Annotated in this window: 7 protein-coding genes and 3 pseudogenes; 6 read left to right on the top strand and 4 right to left on the bottom strand. The window is 64.1% G+C overall.

Annotated features, from left to right (window positions below; translation table 11 throughout):
* Positions 1-33: 33 nt before the first annotated feature.
* Positions 34-1,005 (bottom strand): annotated as a pseudogene (locus AC1DLO_RS20415) (magnesium transporter CorA family protein).
* Positions 1,006-1,145: 140 nt separating this feature from the next.
* Between AC1DLO_RS20415 and AC1DLO_RS20410 the strand changes: the two are divergent.
* From AC1DLO_RS20410 to moaA, 5 genes and pseudogenes are all read left to right on the top strand, one after another.
* Positions 1,146-1,329 (top strand): annotated as a pseudogene (locus AC1DLO_RS20410) (CsbD family protein).
* Between the two features lie 172 nt (positions 1,330-1,501).
* Entirely contained in the window at positions 1,502-6,343 is a 4,842-nt protein-coding gene (locus tag AC1DLO_RS20405; RefSeq protein ID WP_476891457.1) for an NAD-glutamate dehydrogenase, read from the top strand.
* 66 nt (positions 6,344-6,409) lie between these two features.
* A complete protein-coding gene (locus tag AC1DLO_RS20400; RefSeq protein WP_476891456.1) occupies positions 6,410-6,928 on the top strand; it encodes a hypothetical protein in 519 nt (172 codons plus the stop codon).
* Positions 6,925-9,081, top strand: a complete 2,157-nt coding sequence (locus tag AC1DLO_RS20395; protein WP_476891455.1) for a bifunctional polysaccharide deacetylase/glycosyltransferase family 2 protein — start codon at positions 6,925-6,927, stop codon at positions 9,079-9,081. The genes AC1DLO_RS20400 and AC1DLO_RS20395 overlap by 4 nt, the downstream gene beginning before the upstream one ends.
* A gap of 790 nt (positions 9,082-9,871) precedes the next feature.
* On the top strand, positions 9,872-10,912 hold the full coding sequence (moaA, locus tag AC1DLO_RS20390) for a GTP 3',8-cyclase MoaA (RefSeq protein ID WP_476891454.1): 1,041 nt from the start codon (positions 9,872-9,874) through the stop codon (positions 10,910-10,912).
* Between the two features lie 30 nt (positions 10,913-10,942).
* On the opposite strand, the gene AC1DLO_RS20385 is transcribed toward moaA, so the two are convergent.
* From AC1DLO_RS20385 to AC1DLO_RS20375, 3 genes are all read right to left on the bottom strand, one after another.
* The gene (locus AC1DLO_RS20385) at positions 10,943-11,314 is read right to left on the bottom strand and encodes a YegP family protein (protein ID WP_476891453.1); all 372 of its coding nucleotides are present in this window, start codon (positions 11,312-11,314) and stop codon (positions 10,943-10,945) included.
* Between the two features lie 197 nt (positions 11,315-11,511).
* Positions 11,512-12,375, bottom strand: coding sequence for an HNH endonuclease (locus AC1DLO_RS20380; RefSeq protein ID WP_476891452.1), 864 nt, complete (start codon positions 12,373-12,375; stop codon positions 11,512-11,514).
* A 40-nt stretch (positions 12,376-12,415) separates the two neighbouring features.
* Positions 12,416-12,880: a GatB/YqeY domain-containing protein gene (locus AC1DLO_RS20375; RefSeq protein WP_184734785.1), complete on the bottom strand. Its 465-nt coding sequence runs from the start codon at positions 12,878-12,880 to the stop codon at positions 12,416-12,418.
* A gap of 134 nt (positions 12,881-13,014) precedes the next feature.
* Here AC1DLO_RS20375 and AC1DLO_RS20370 point away from each other — a divergent pair.
* A pseudogene (locus tag AC1DLO_RS20370) lies at positions 13,015-15,316 on the top strand (ATP-dependent Clp protease ATP-binding subunit).
* Positions 15,317-15,319 lie beyond the last annotated feature (3 nt).

Here is a 15,319-nt window from a genome sequence, read left to right as displayed (position 1 = left end):
GCCCTGGGCAGGGCCCTGGGCAGGGCCCCTGGGCTAGATCCAGTCCCGCTTCTTGAACGCCAGGTACAGGAATAATGAACCGCCGGCCATGAGTGCACTCGATAGCCACAGACCGTAATCGTTCTGGAAGCCGAAGAAGGGCACGTTCTGCCCGAAGAAGCCGGTCACGGCAGTGGGGACAGCGATGATCGCAGCCCAGCTGGTGACTTTCTTCATGACCAGGTTCATCTGGTTCCCTTGGATGCTGATTTGGGTTTCCAGGATAGTGGTGACCAGGTCGCGGAGCGATTCCGTCCATTCCGAGGCACGCAGCACGTGGTCGTAGACGTCCTGCAGGAAGGGCTGCATCGCAGGACTTCAGCCGACCAGATCTTCCCGCCGGAGGAGGGTGTTGAGGACTTCACGCATGGGTAGGACGACGCGGCGGAGCCGGACGAGGTTCTTGCGGAGTTCGAAGGTCTTCCGCTGCAGGTCATGGCCGGGGGAGTGGTCGTCGAAAAGCGACTCTTCGAGGGCGTCGATGTAGCCATCGAGTTCCTGGACAGCGTCGAAGTGCCCGTCGACGATCATGTCCAGCAGGCCCCAGAAGAGGAAAGGGACCCCGTGTTGGGCCAGGTCGGTTTCCGCGTCCCAGTGCGCCGTCAGCTCGTCGGTGTCGAACTCGGGACCGTGTACCGTCACCAGGGCGTTGTGGGTCACGAATGCCGAGATCTCGACGACGGCCAGTTCCCCGGTGCCAGGCTGTAGCGCCGCGTGGTAGGCCGAGAGGAACAGATGGTTCGGGTATCGGTCCAGCTTGGGCCGCTGAAAGTCGTGGACGGCGTCCTCGACGGCGAGGCGGTGAAGCCCGTACACGGTTTCGACGCCGAGCAGGTCATCCGCCGTCGGGTTCGTGTAGTCGATCCACAGCACCACGTCGTCCTGGCGGGCCAGGGCTTCGATCTCGTGGGCTCGGACATCGTCGCGTTCGAGTTTGCCTTCGCGGTATAGCCGTATGAACACCATCCGCCCCATGGTACGGGTGTCCGTGCTTCCTGAGTGGCAAGGCTTCCCTGCCGGGACGTGCCTTTGCCGCAGTTCCGTCCTTACAATTAAGTGCGGCCCCGCGGTGTCCTGCCGCGGACCGCCGACTAAGGAGAGCCATCATGGGTTGGGGTGAGAGGATCCAGCACGCTGCCGGGAAACTCCACGGCAAGGCCACGGAAGCGGCGGGCGAGGCCACCGGCAATGACCGGCTGAGGGCTGAGGGCTGAGGGCAAGTCGCGTCAGTTCAAGGCCGATCTGAAGCTGGCAGGCGAAAAGATCAAAGGCGCCTTCAGGAAGCACTAGTCCGCCGACGCCGACAGCAGGGCGCGGGCCATGCGGCCCGCGCCCGCGTCATGTCCAGGGCCTGATTCCAGCACTGGACGGGGTTCCTGTGGCCAGCCATGATGAAGGGAGGCGCGGGGCCGGATCGTCAACCGCAGTTTGCGAGCGGCACCCGCAGTGGAGGCGCGGTGACATGGCACGCGAATCGGTGCCGGCGGGGCAGGAAGCATCAGTAGTTTCACTTGAACCCGGCGGACCTTTCCTGGCCGAATACTACGCCCAAGTACCGCCGGAGGATCTGCGGAGCTACGGTCCTGATACCCTCCGGGCGCGGGCCGGGCACCATCTGAAAGTGGCGTCCTCACGGGCGCCCGGCCAGGCCGCCGTCGGGATCTTCACCGAATTGGACGCCAGCATTGTGGCAGTGGTAACCGAGGACATCCCCTATCTGGTCCACTCAGTCACGGCGGAGCTGACACGCGACGACACGACGATCCGGCTCCTTGTCCATCCGAGCTTCCAAGTGCTGCAGGACCCCGTCACCCACGAGTTGGTGGACGTCTGGACCGGCTCATCCGCGGAGGGCGCCTTGACGGGGCATTCACGGGAAGGAGGCGCAACCGAGGTCTGGATTGCGGCCGAGATCGGCAGGCTGGCGGACGCCGGTGCCGCGAGGGAACTCACGGAGAACCTGCACAGGGTGCTTGACGATGTTCGAGCAGCTGCCGAGGACGCCGCTGCCATCCACGGCAAGTTGCAAGATGCTATCGCGTCCGCGCCAGGGTTCCCGGACACCATTGTTCCGCCGCCGGAGGAGCTCCGTGAGTTGCTCCTCTGGTTCGACGACGGCAGCTTTCTGTTCCTCGGGTACACCGAATATGAACTCACGACGGCGGGCGGCAAGGAGCTGCTTTCGGAGCGGCAAGGTTCCGCGCTGGGTCTGTCGAGGCGGCGGCAGGGGGAAACCGCTGGAAGACCGGAGCCCGGGATGCCCAGGATCGGCGAACTCCAGGCACTCACGCTTGCCACCTCGGAGGTACGGTCTACCGTCCTGAGGCGCTCGTATTTGGACGAAGTGCGTCTGCAGGTGTTCAACGGGACCGGCAGGCTTACCGGGGAACGGCTCTTCGTGGGGCTATTCACGCCCGGCGCCGGGCACCAATCGGTCCGGCGGATTCCGGTGATCCGCGAGAAGGTCCAGCATGTCCGCGAAAGACTGGGGTATACGCCTCGATCCCACCAGGCCAGGGACCTGATGGCCATCTTGGAGACCTTTCCGAGGGAAGAACTGTTCCACTTTGAGGCGGATGACCTCGCGCGCCTGGCGGGCGAGATCCTTCGTGCCGAGGCATCGCAGCGGATACGGGCGTTTCTTCGGCCGGACAGCTTTGGACGATTCGTGTCTGCGCTGGTCTTCTTCCCGCGCCGCCGCTACACCACGGCGGTCCGGCTGCTAATGGAAGAAGAGCTCAGGCGGGCGTTCAGGGCGAAGTCCATTGATTTCGAGGTCCGCCTGACCGAGTCCCCCATGGCCCGGGTGTTCTTCCGGATCCACGTAGGTGGTGCCACGCCGGACGTCCCGGTGTCCAGCACCGCCGTCGTCGACCCCTCCCAACTGGAGCGGCGCCTGATAGCTGCTACCCGCTCATGGTCGGACGGGCTCGACGAAGTCATCCGTGACCGCTTCCCGGCAGCGGAGGCCGTAAGGCTCTCCGGGCTCTGGTCGGAGGCGTTTCCCCCTAGTTATCGCGCGGTGTATGAGGTGGAAGCCGCGATCGGGGACATCATCAATTTCGAGACGTTCGACCTGGACGGCAAGGGCGGGAGACCCTACGGGGATCCGCTGCTGACCGTTTACGTCAGGAAGGGCGCCTCGCCCACGCTTGCCGAAGACGCCCGGATCCGCCTGTATCTGACAAGGCCCAGGAGCCTGACGCAGATCCTGCCCTTCCTGCATAACCTCGGGCTCGAAGTGCTGGACCAGCGGCCTTTCGAGCTTCGGCGCGGTACCGGCCAGGACGTGTTTCTCTACGACCTCGGCGTGAAGTACCCTGCTGGCGTCGACCCCGAGGCAAGCAGCGGACTGCTCGCCGACGCCTTCGCCGCCGCCATGCGGGGGGACGTCGAATCCGACCGGATCGACGCACTCGTCATCCGGGAACGGGTTGGCTGGCGGCAGGCCGCAATCCTCAGAAGCTACGCGAAATACCTCCAGCAATTGGGGACCACCAACTCGTACGGATTTATCGCGGAAACGCTCATCAGCAACGTCCGGGCAACACGCGCGCTCTTGGCACTGTTCCAGGCGAAATTCGATCCCGAGCTGGGCGAGTCTGACCGCTCCAGGGACACCGCTGCGGCAAAGAGGGAGCTGCTTGCCGCCATTGACGACATTCCGGTCCTCGACGCAGACCGTTTGCTGCGCACCTTCATGAATCTCGTGGAAGCGACATTACGGACCAACTATTTCCTGGACAAAGCCCACCTGAGCTTCAAACTGAATCCGGGCGCGATCGCCAATGCCCCGTTTCCGCGGCCGAAGTACGAGATCTGGGTCTACTCGCCGCGCGTAGAAGGCGTCCACCTGCGTTTCGGGGCCCTGGCCCGCGGGGGTTTGCGCTGGTCGGATCGGAGCGAGGATTTCCGCACGGAAGTCCTGGGGCTGGTCAAGGCTCAAAACGTCAAGAACTCCGTGATCGTGCCGACGGGGGCCAAGGGAGGCTTCTACCCCAAGCACTTGCCGGACCCCGCCGTGGACAGGGAGTCCTGGCTGGCCGAGGGGCTGGAGTGTTACCGGATCTTCGTCAGTGGTCTGCTGGACCTCACGGATAACCTGGTCGTCGCCGGGCAGGCTGAGTCGGTGGTGCCCCCAGGCCGTGTGGTGCGCCACGACGGCGACGACTACTACCTGGTCGTGGCGGCCGACAAGGGAACAGCATCGTTTTCCGATGCGGCCAATGCCGTGGCCCTTGAGTGCGGCTTCTGGCTTGGCGATGCCTTCGCTTCCGGGGGGTCCGTGGGGTACGACCACAAGCAGATGGGCATCACGGCCCGCGGCGCGTGGGAATCCGTGAAGCACCACTTCAGTGAGCTGGGCATCGACCCGCAGAGCGAAGGCTTCACCGTGGTGGGCATCGGAGACATGAGCGGCGACGTGTTCGGAAACGCGATGCTGCTCTCGCCGCACATCCGGTTGGTGGCGGCATTCGACCATCGGCACGTCTTTCTCGATCCGACCCCCGATGCGGCAGCGTCCTTCGAGGAACGCAAACGGCTCTTCGGCCTGACCCGTTCGTCCTGGGCAGACTACGATCCCTCACTGATCAGCGAAGGCGGGGGCGTCCACTCGCGCCGGGCCAAGGCTATCGACATCACGGAGCAGGTCCGGACCTCCCTCGGCCTGGAGCCCGGAACCGAGTCGCTGCCGCCCCACGCACTCATGCAGGCTATTCTCCGGGCGCCCGTGGACTTGCTCTATAACGGTGGCATTGGAACCTATGTCAAAGCGGCCACGGAAAGCCACACGGAAGTTGGCGACAAGGCGAACGACGCCATCAGGGTCAACGGCAACGAACTGAGGACCCGGATCGTGGCAGAAGGCGGGAATCTGGGCATCACCCAGCGTGGACGGATAGAGGCGGCCCTCGCCGGCGTCCTGCTCAACACGGATGCGATCGACAATTCGGCCGGTGTGGACTGCTCGGACCACGAGGTCAACATCAAGATCTTCGTTGACCGGATGATCGCCACCGGCAAGATGCGGGCAGAGGAACGGGCAGGCTTCCTGCACTCCCTGACCCATGAGGTGAGCCGTCTGGTCTTGGCAAACAACGCGAACCAGAACGTCCTCCTGCTCAATGACCGCCACTTGGTGCTCGAATTGAGCCCCGGTTTTGAGCGGATGATGGATTGGCTCGAGGGTGCCGCGGAGCTGGATCGCAGCCTGGAGGCGCTGCCCAGCACGGAACAACTCGAGGACAGGCTGCGGTCTGGCGAGGGACTGACCGCTCCGGAACTGTCCGTGCTTGCCGCCTACGCCAAGATCGAACTGGCCCGGGAGCTCACCGCAAGCGACCTCGCTGATGATCCATGGTTCAAGCGGGTGCTCCGAGGGTATTTCCCTCGCCAGTTGCAGGAGCGCTTTGATGCTGCGCTCGACGAACACCCTTTGCGCCGCCAGATCGTCTGCACAGTGGTAGCCAACGACATGATCAATCTTGGCGGGATCACGTTCGCGTTCCGTGCCATTGAGGAAACCACGGCCACCGCCGCGGCCGTAGCCAGGGCCTTCGTGGTTGTCCGCGAAGCCTACGATCTGCAGTGGTTCGTGGACAGGATTGCAGGCCTACCTCTCGGGTTTCCCAGCCAACACGCCGCGGCAGTGGCCCTTCCGCTGCGCAGGATCCTTGACCGCGCAGTCCGCTGGTACGTGACACACGACCACCGGGACCAACCCATCGCCGGAGCCTTGAAGAGGATCGCGCCCACTGTGGACCTGCTGCGGACGAGGACCTCGGAGTTTCTGCGCGGCTCGGATCTTGACCGCGCCAAGCAGCGGCTGGCGCACTGGGACGACGTCGGGATGCCGGGGGAGCTGGGCCGGCGCGCCTCCGATTTGTTGGAAAGCTTTTCGCTACTGGACATCTCACTCGTGGCAGAGCAAGTGGATGAACCCCTCACCACCATCGCCGACATGTACCACACGGTTATTCATTGGATCGGTGTGGGAACGTTGTTGCTGCGCATCACCGACCTGCCGAGGCAGAGCCGGTGGGAGGCCCTGGCGCGTGCAGCCCTGCGTGATGACGCTTACTCGGCGGTCGTCGACATAACAATTTCCGTCATGCGGACGACGCAAAGGAGCGACGCCTCCGGCGCTTCTGCCGTGGAACGTATTGTGGAGTGGGAGCGTGGACGTCAGGAGCAACTGGGAAGAATCAAGGACACCTTCGTGGAAGTCACCAAGCCAGGACAGGTAGACCTCGCATCGATCTCCGTGGCCCTGAAACTCCTGCGAACCCTCGCCCGGCGCTAGCCGTCGACTCTTGAGATCGTGATGCTTTTGTGATCCAGACTTAAAATCACCTAAGGTTGATGCCCGATGGCAGCTTTTGAAGAGACAACCGATCAGCCACAGCCCGCGCCTGCGCACGGGCCGGTATTCGTGGACGCGTCAGGCCGGCGCCTGCGGCGGGTCAAGCTTGTAGGACTCGGGGCCTTGGGGCTCGTGGCAGGGTACGTCGTCCTTCTGCTGGTTGCTTTGTTCGGTGGGCCCAACGTGGCCGCACCCTTCCTGCCTTTGCCTGCCGCCCCGAAGGCCGCCGCTCCTGTGGCCCCGGTGGCCCATGAAGTTCCGCCATTCCCCTCCGCGCCGGCTTCCGATGCGGCCGGGCTCCCTACAAGCGACGCTCGAATGCCGGTGCCCTTGGCCCCGGCAGCTTTCGGGGCTCCGGGGACTTCTCCTTCGCCCGTTGCTGTAGCACCAGCGATCAATGGTGCCGCCGTGCAGCATGGCGCGCCTATTGCCGCTCCGACGCCGAGCGCGTCGCCGACAAGCCCGGGCAAGAGCGGGACGGCTCCAGGGCAGACCACGCGACGGTCCACGCCTACGCACCCGTGAGTGCCCGCCGCCTGAGCAAGCGCATTGCTCCAGTCAGTGTCAGGGCACACTGGTTCATCCTCCTGGCCGTCTTGTTTGCGCTGGGCGTGACGCTTGCCGTGCAGGGCTACGTGCATCACCTCGCCGGGATCGCCGATGACTCGGTGCCCGGGAGCGGCTCCGCCGGCACGGTCCCGGACGCGGTGTCCCACGGCAGCCCGGTGGTGGACGCCCGGGGCGGGTCAGTGCGCACGGTCCGCCCCGCCGACCACACGCTGGCCCTGACGTTCGACGACGGCCCGGACCCTGTATGGACACCTCAAATCCTCGACGTCCTCCGGAAACACCATGTCCACGCCACGTTTTTCGTCGTGGGTTCGGCTGCCATAGACAATCCCGACCTTATGCGCCGCATCATCGCTGATGGCAACGAGATCGGAGTGCACACGCTCACCCACGCGGACCTTGGAAGCGCCCCGGCGTGGCGCCAGCAACTCGAGGTGCAGGGAGGCCAACAAACGATCACCGGCATGACGGGCCACGCCGCGACGCTCCTGCGGCCGCCGTACAGCTCTGAGAATGACGCCGTGAGGGACGGCACGTGGACGGCGATGCGCGCCGCGGCGGCCCAAGGCTATCTCACCGTGCTTACCACAAAGGACAGCGAGGACTGGCAGCGGCCCGGCGTCGCCGCGATCGAGCGGAACCTCGCGCCGTCCGGCCCGCAGGGCCAGATCCTCTTGATGCACGACGGCGGCGGCGACAGGGCGCAGACGGTCACCGCGCTTGACTCATCCCTCACGACGTTCGAGAACCAAGGCTTCCGTGTCACGACGGTGGGCGACGCCGTCGGCATTGCCAGCATGCGGGAGGCGTCAGCGGGGGAGCAAATCAGCGGAACCGCGTTCGTGTGGGGAATCCGGGTCAGTGACTTCGTCATCACCGCCATCTCGTGGGCTCTCGTTGCGGCCGGCCTCGTGACGGTCATCAGGGCCGTCCTCGTTGTCGGGTTCGCGGCGCGCCACAGTCGCGCGGCGCGCCGCTCCCGGGCGGCCGGCAGCAGCCGACGCCGGGTGGATGTGCCGGTGCGGCCCGAAATCACCGAGCCGGTCAGTGTCATTGTCCCTGCGTACAACGAATCGGCCGGGATCGAAGCCGCAGTCCGGTCTATCGCCGCTTCGACCCATCCGGTCGAGATCATCGTGGTGGACGACGGATCGACCGACGGTACCGCTGACATCGTTGAAGCGCTCCGTCTGCCGGGCGTCACCTTGATCCGAAAGGAGAACGGCGGCAAGCCGTCCGCCCTGAATGCCGGGCTCCGCGCAGCAAGCCACGATCTCGTGGTGATGGTCGACGGCGACACAGTCTTCGAACCGGAAACGGTTCACGCCCTCATCCAGCCGTTCGCCGACCCTCAAGTGGGCGCAATTTCGGGGAACACGAAGGTTGCCAACCGCGGAGGGATCCTCGGCGCGTGGCAGCACATCGAGTACGTTGTTGGCTTCAATCTGGACCGCAGGCTGTTCGACGTCGCGGAATGCATGCCGACCGTCCCCGGGGCCATTGGTGCCTTCCGCCGCGATGCCCTCCTCCGGGTTGGCGGAGTCAGCGACGATACGCTCGCTGAGGACACCGACCTCACCATGTCACTGTGCCGGGACGGCTGGCGGGTGGTGTACCAGGACGACGCAAGGGCGTGGACCGAGGCTCCGGCGAGCCTCGGGGCGCTGTGGAAGCAGCGGTACCGCTGGTGTTACGGGACGCTCCAGGCCATGTGGAAGCACCGCGGCGCGGTCCTGCAGGGAGGAGCGGCCGGAAAGCTCGGCCGGCGTGGTCTCGGCTACCTGCTTGTGCTGCAGGTGCTGCTGCCACTGTTCGCCCCGGTAGTGGACGTCTTCGCCATCTACGGCTTGGTCTTCCTTGATCCCGTCCGGATCGCGGCGCTCTGGCTGGTCTTCCTCCTCGTTCAATTCCTCATGGCTGCCTATGCTTTCCGGCTCGACAATGAACGGCTTCGCCCGCTATGGACACTTCCGCTTCAGCAATTCGTCTACCGGCAGCTCATGTATCTCGTCGTCATCCAATCCGTGGTCACGGCTTTGGCCGGCGTGCACCTGCGCTGGCACCGAATGGAGAGGTACGGCAGCCTGCGCGTCCCGCCCGCCGCGTAGCGCCGACTGTCACGAGGCTCGCGCGCAACTCCCGCCGAAATAGGAACTCGTTAACCGATCGTGGACCATCAATTTTGGCTGACCCATGGCTCTTCCGGGGATCGTGGCATAGGGTCTTAGCCAATACCCGTTAGCGACTCGCTTCGGTTTACACGCACGACGTGAGCGTTCAGCCTGGATTTGGGCATGGGATCCGGCCAACACCGATTCCCGACAATTGAAAACGTGAGGGAGAAACACATGGCGCTTGCTCGTGGTGGACATCGTTTGGCCGCATATCGTCCCTGTGTTCCCGCCCCGGCGCCAAGGGTGCCAGCCTGTGGGCGGTGCGGTCCGGGGTTTTCCCTGATATTCCATGAGTACGTTCCACCGGTCTACGCTGTCGACGGCAGTGGACTGCGGCCGGCGTCGGTCAGCTATAGCTGCTCAAGATGCGGTACGGCCGACAACCACCAAGTTCCCTCAGGCTGGGCGCCGCCTGAGTGGCAGTGGTATTCCTGACGTTCAGGACGATGGGAAGTCCTGAGCCGGGGACAGATCGTGGGATTGGCACCTCTTGAGGCCGACCATCTGATTGTCGGTGCGGTGGGGATGGAGTTCGCCGACGTGCTGCTCCACGAGACGGGGCGCACGATGGTCATCGTCGATCGACCATGCCCTGGCGGGCAAGCGCCTTCGACCGACGAGATCTTGCTTGCGGAACCCCGGGATGGCCATTGTGAGCGCTCGGGACCGGGCATACGCTGAGAGGTACGAACGGCTGGCACTTACAGCCTTGAGGGGGCGCTGCATGGACGCCAATTCCATCACCGACACCTTCCACCGGCCCCTGCGGGACCTGCGGATTTCCGTCACGGACAGGTGCAATTTCCGTTGCGTCTACTGCATGCCCAAGGAGATTTTCGGCAGGGATTTCGTTTTCATGCCCCGGGACCAGCTGCTGACATTTGAGGAAATCACCCGGCTGGCCTCGATCGCCGTCGCACATGGCGTGCGGAAGATTCGGTTGACCGGCGGGGAACCGCTGCTGCGGAAGGACATAGAGGAATTGGTCCGGATGCTCGCTCGCTTGCGCACTCCTGACGGGCTGGCGCCGGACCTGGCCATGACCACGAACGGCTCGGTTCTGGCTCAGAAGGCGAAGGTCCTCAAGGAGGCCGGGCTGGACCGCGTGACGGTGTCCCTGGATTCGCTCCGGGAGGAGACCTTCCAGGCCATGAACGACGTCGGCTATCCCGTGGCCAAGGTCCTGCACGCGGCAGACGTCGCCCAGGCTGCAGGGCTGGGGCCGGTGAAGATCAATATGGTGGTCAAGCGCGGAACGAACGACCAGGACATCCTTCCCATGGCGAGCCATTTCAAGGGTTCCGGGTTTATTCTGCGGTTCATCGAGTACATGGACGTAGGCGCGTCCAACGGCTGGAAAATGGATGAGGTGGTGCCCTCCGCCGAGGTCCTGGCCCGTATCAGCGCAGCGTTCCCGCTGGAGCCGGTGGAGCCTAACTATCCCGGTGAAACCTCAGATCGCTGGCGCTACGCGGATGGCAGTGGCGAAATCGGAGTCATCTCCAGCGTTACCCAGGCTTTTTGCCGCGGCTGCACCCGCGCCCGGCTCTCCGCCGACGGGAAGCTGTTCACCTGCCTGTTTGCCACGGCCGGCACGGACCTGAGGGCCCTTTTGCGAGGCGGCGCGTCCGACGTCGAGCTTTCGACGGCGTTGTCCGCCCTCTGGGGCGGCCGCTCGGACCGCTATTCGGAACTGCGGGGCGCGAAGACGCCCTTGGACCTTGCCGCGACACACAAGATTGAGATGTCGTACATCGGCGGATAGCCGAGTGCCGTACTGGTGTAACCCTTAGGCTTACGCCTCAACTAATCCCGCACAGGGCGCGTCCACCACGGCACCGGCGTGCCATGGGCGGGCAGTTCGCTCTCTCGGCGGGAGCGCATTATGGCGCCGCGGCGGGACGGGAAGCTGGGGGATTTCGGAATGACTGGGTTGCCGCACAGCGGGAACCGGAGTCGTGGGCGAAGGTGCGCGGACCGGGACTTCCGGGCAAAGATCAGTGATCAGGCCCATTCCGGCATACTCGCGAACATCACTGATGCCGCAGACCGCGGCGGGCTTGTCGGGAAAGGACCTGGAGATTGCCACCACGGTTCCATCCGGTGCTTTGAGCCTGAACCTGAAGCTCGTGTCCTCGTCGATGAAGAGTTCAAACATCCCGGTCATGCGTATCCTCCTGAACAGCGGACGACTGGCGACGCCCGGTAGGTCTCGCCGGGTCCGGGGCGCGGCGGTGCGCYCAGTACTTTAAGTCCGGCAAATGGATCATCTGACTCACAGCGTGTGATGCTCGCCACACGGTGTAGTTAACTAAAATACGGGGAAGATCCTTGACTGGCTAGTGCACCAAGGCCTCACCCTGGTCAGCGCTGCTCAAGGATCCGGTGCGCGGCGTCTTGGGCAGCCAATGCCCTGTCGTCAACTATCTGCCCGGGCAAGTGTCCGGCAGTCGCGATAGCCCTCCGTAGCTCCGCCACGGTGCGCGGCGTGCTCACGCCCTGGTGTGCCATTGCGTGGCAGTTGGGGCACAGCGGCACGAGGTCCGCTACGGGATCGAGCCGGTAGCCGTCGCCAAGCTGTGAGGCCGGAACTACATGGTGGACGTGCATGAAGTCTTTGCCGATGTCCCCGTACGTGATTTCGAAGGAGAAGCTGCATGCTGCACAGGACGTTCCGTGGAAAGCCAGGCAGATCCGGCGGGCTTCAGGGCTTCGCTCGTAGCGGTTCATTTCGACCCGGCTGACGGCTCCGTCCGGGTAGCCTCCGGGAACGGTCTGGCATGGATCGGAGACTGCTGGTCCCTGCTCGCGCCACAAGCGCTGAAGGTCGGGTTCTGACTCTGAAGGGATGGTCCGTCCGGAGGCGCGCAGGCTTTTCCAGGGCACGCCCGGCACTTCGCTGGCGAGGACGATCGACGGTATCTGGTCGCCTAGGGGGAGCAGGGCATCGAAGACGACGCTCACGTACCGCACGGTATTGCTCGGCTCGGAGTATTTTGGCGCCCCATAGCTTTCGGACATGACGACGCCGTGTCCGATGAGCCCGCGTCCGTGTTCCCCCCGGCCCTGCAGGAGAAGCCAGGCCTGGGTGCCGGGCTCGATACTCCGGTGTCGCCCGACGCTCCACCGACCCAGGAATTGACCTGTTTCGGCGACCTGCTCGATCACGGCATCATAGTTCCAGCCGTTCCAAAGCCCTGGATTCCACGCCAGGATGATGGCTGTCATGGCTACTCCTCCCTACACGCTCGCCGGAACAGGTTCTGGTCTATAAGAGCCGGGTCCGGACGATCTCACTGACGGCCTTGCCGTCGAAACGGCCAGCGACCTTGGCCGTGACGGGTTTCATCACGGCACCCATCTGCCTGATCGAGAGCTCCTGGCCGTCGGCCTTCAGGGCAGCGACGGCTTCGTCGACGATGGCTTCAACCTCCGCTTGGGTCAACATCCTGGGCAGGTAGGCCTCGATGACTTCTGCTTCGGCGATCTCCGCGGCCGCGCGCCCGGCCTCGCCGGCTTCCGTGTAGATGCGGGCAGTGTCCCGGCGCTTGGCTGCTTCCTTCTGCAACAGGGCCGTCACTTGGGTGTCGTCCAGATCGACGGGCGTCTTGCCGGACTTCTCGCGCGTCTCGATCTCGCCCAGGACGTTGCGGACGGTGGTGAGCGCGGTCTTGTTGTGGTCCTTCATATGGACGACGACGTCGGCATGCAGGCGTTGTTTCAGGGTGCTCATGGCATCCCCTTTCCTTGGTTGTTGGTCTAATTCTTCACGATTCCGGCTCTCTAATATTCTGCCTCCGCCAAATGCCCCAAGAAGGCCTGCAGCGACGTAGCATCAAGGTAGGCAGCAGCCAGGAGTGTGGCGAAATGTTTGAGAGATTTACGGACCGTGCCCGTCGCGTTGTCGTGCTTGCCCAAGAAGAGGCACGCATGCTCAACCACAACTACATCGGTACCGAGCACATCCTCTTGGGTCTGATCCAGGAGGGTGAGGGCGTTGCGGCCAAGGCACTTGAGTCCCTGAGCATTTCGCTCGATGGCGTCCGCGAGCAGGTACAGGAGATCATCGGCCAGGGCCGGCAGGCTCCGTCTGGTCACATCCCCTTCACCCCGCGTGCGAAGAAGGTACTTGAACTCGCACTCCGGGAAGCCCTGCAGCTCGGCCACAACTACATCGGTACCGAGCACATCCTGCTGGGCCTCATCCGTGAGGGCGAAGGCGTTGCCGCACAGGTGCTTGATCGGCCGTGAGCTGGAGATGGAACGCGTCATGCAGGTCCTCTCCCGGCGCACCAAGAACAACCCCGTCCTGATCGGTGAGCCCGGCGTCGGCAAGACCGCCGTCGTCGAAGGCCTTGCCCAGGCGATCGTCCGCGGGGACGTCCCGGGAAACCTCAAGGACAAGCAGCTTTACACCCTTGACTTGGGGTCCGTGGTTGCGGGTTCCCGGTACCGCGGTGACTTTGAAGAGCGCCTGAAGAAGGTTCTCAAGGAAATCCGCACCCGCGGCGACATCCTCTTGTTCATTGACGAGATTCACACCCTCGTGGGCGCCGGTGCGGCCGAAGGTGCCATCGATGCCGCGTCCATCCTGAAGCCGTTGCTGGCCCGTGGTGAACTCCAGACCATTGGTGCCACCACCCTGGATGAGTACCGCAAGCACATTGAGAAGGACGCAGCTCTGGAGCGCCGTTTCCAGCCGATCCAGGTCCAGGAACCCTCAGTGGCCCTCACTGTTGAGATCTTGAAGGGCCTGCGTGACCGTTACGAGGCGCACCACCGGGTTTCCATCACCGACGGCGCGCTGGTCGCCGCAGCGAACCTCTCGGAGCGTTACGTTTCCGACCGTTTCCTGCCGGACAAGGCGATCGACCTGATCGACGAAGCCGGTGCTCGCCTGCGCATCCGCCGCATGACCCCTCCACCGGAATTGAAGGCCATGGATGGGCGCATCGCCGAGGTCAAGATGGAGAAGGAATCCGCCATCGACGCCCAGGACTTCGAAGGCGCTGCATCGCTGCGTGCCAAGGAGCAGAAGCTCGTCGCCGAGCGCAAAGAGAAGGAACGCAACTGGAAGTCCGGCGGCATGGACGGCAATGCCGAGGTCAACGAGGAACTGATTGCCGAGGTTCTCGCGAACTCCACCGGCATCCCTGTCTTCAAGCTGACCGAGGAAGAATCCAGCCGGCTGCTCAAGATGGAAGACGAGCTGCACAAGCGGGTTATTGGCCAGAATGAGGCGATTAGTTCGGTGTCGCGGGCCATCCGCCGCACCCGTGCAGGCCTCAAGGACCCCAAGCGTCCGGGCGGCTCGTTCATTTTTGCCGGCCCTACCGGCGTCGGCAAGACCGAACTCGCCAAGGCGCTGGCCGAGTTCCTCTTCGCCGACGAAGAGGCCCTCATTACGCTGGACATGTCCGAGTACTCGGAGAAGCATTCTGTTTCCAGGTTGTTCGGTGCCCCCCCGGGATACGTCGGTTACGACGAGGGCGGGCAGCTGACCGAAAAGGTCCGCCGCCGTCCGTTCTCGGTGGTGTTATTCGATGAAGTGGAGAAGGCACACTCCGACCTCTTCAACTCGCTGCTGCAGATCCTGGAGGACGGCCGGCTGACGGATAGCCATGGCCGGGCGGTGGACTTCAAGAACACGGTGATCATCATGACCACCAACCTGGGAACCCGCGATATCTCCAAGAGCGTGGCGACCGGCTTCCAGTCCGGCACGGACACCACCACCGGCTACAACCGGATGCGGGCACGGGTCACCGAAGAGCTCAAGCAGCAATTCCGCCCCGAGTTCCTCAACCGCGTTGACGACATCATCGTCTTCCCCCAGCTAAGCCAGGAGGAGATCATCGAGATCGTGGACCTGATGATCGGCCGTCTGGAGCAGCATCTGGCGGACAAGAACATGGGCATCGAGCTCACCACGGCCGCCAAGGTGCTCCTGGCTACCCGTGGCTACAACCCGGCCATGGGTGCCCGGCCGCTGCGCCGCACCATCCAGCGCGAGATCGAGGACCAGCTCTCCGAGAAGATTCTCTTCGGTGAACTGCACCCGGGCGACATCGTGGTGGTCGACGTGGACGGCGAAGGCGACGACGCCAAGTTCACCTTCGCCGGCAACGCGAAACCGCGCGTCCCTGACGCGCTCCCCGCCGCGAGTTAGACG

This window comes from Arthrobacter sp. 01T419 (genome assembly GCF_056398865.1).
The sequence above is the reverse complement of the archived record's forward strand: the minus strand, read 5'-3'. Positions and strand labels throughout refer to the sequence as shown.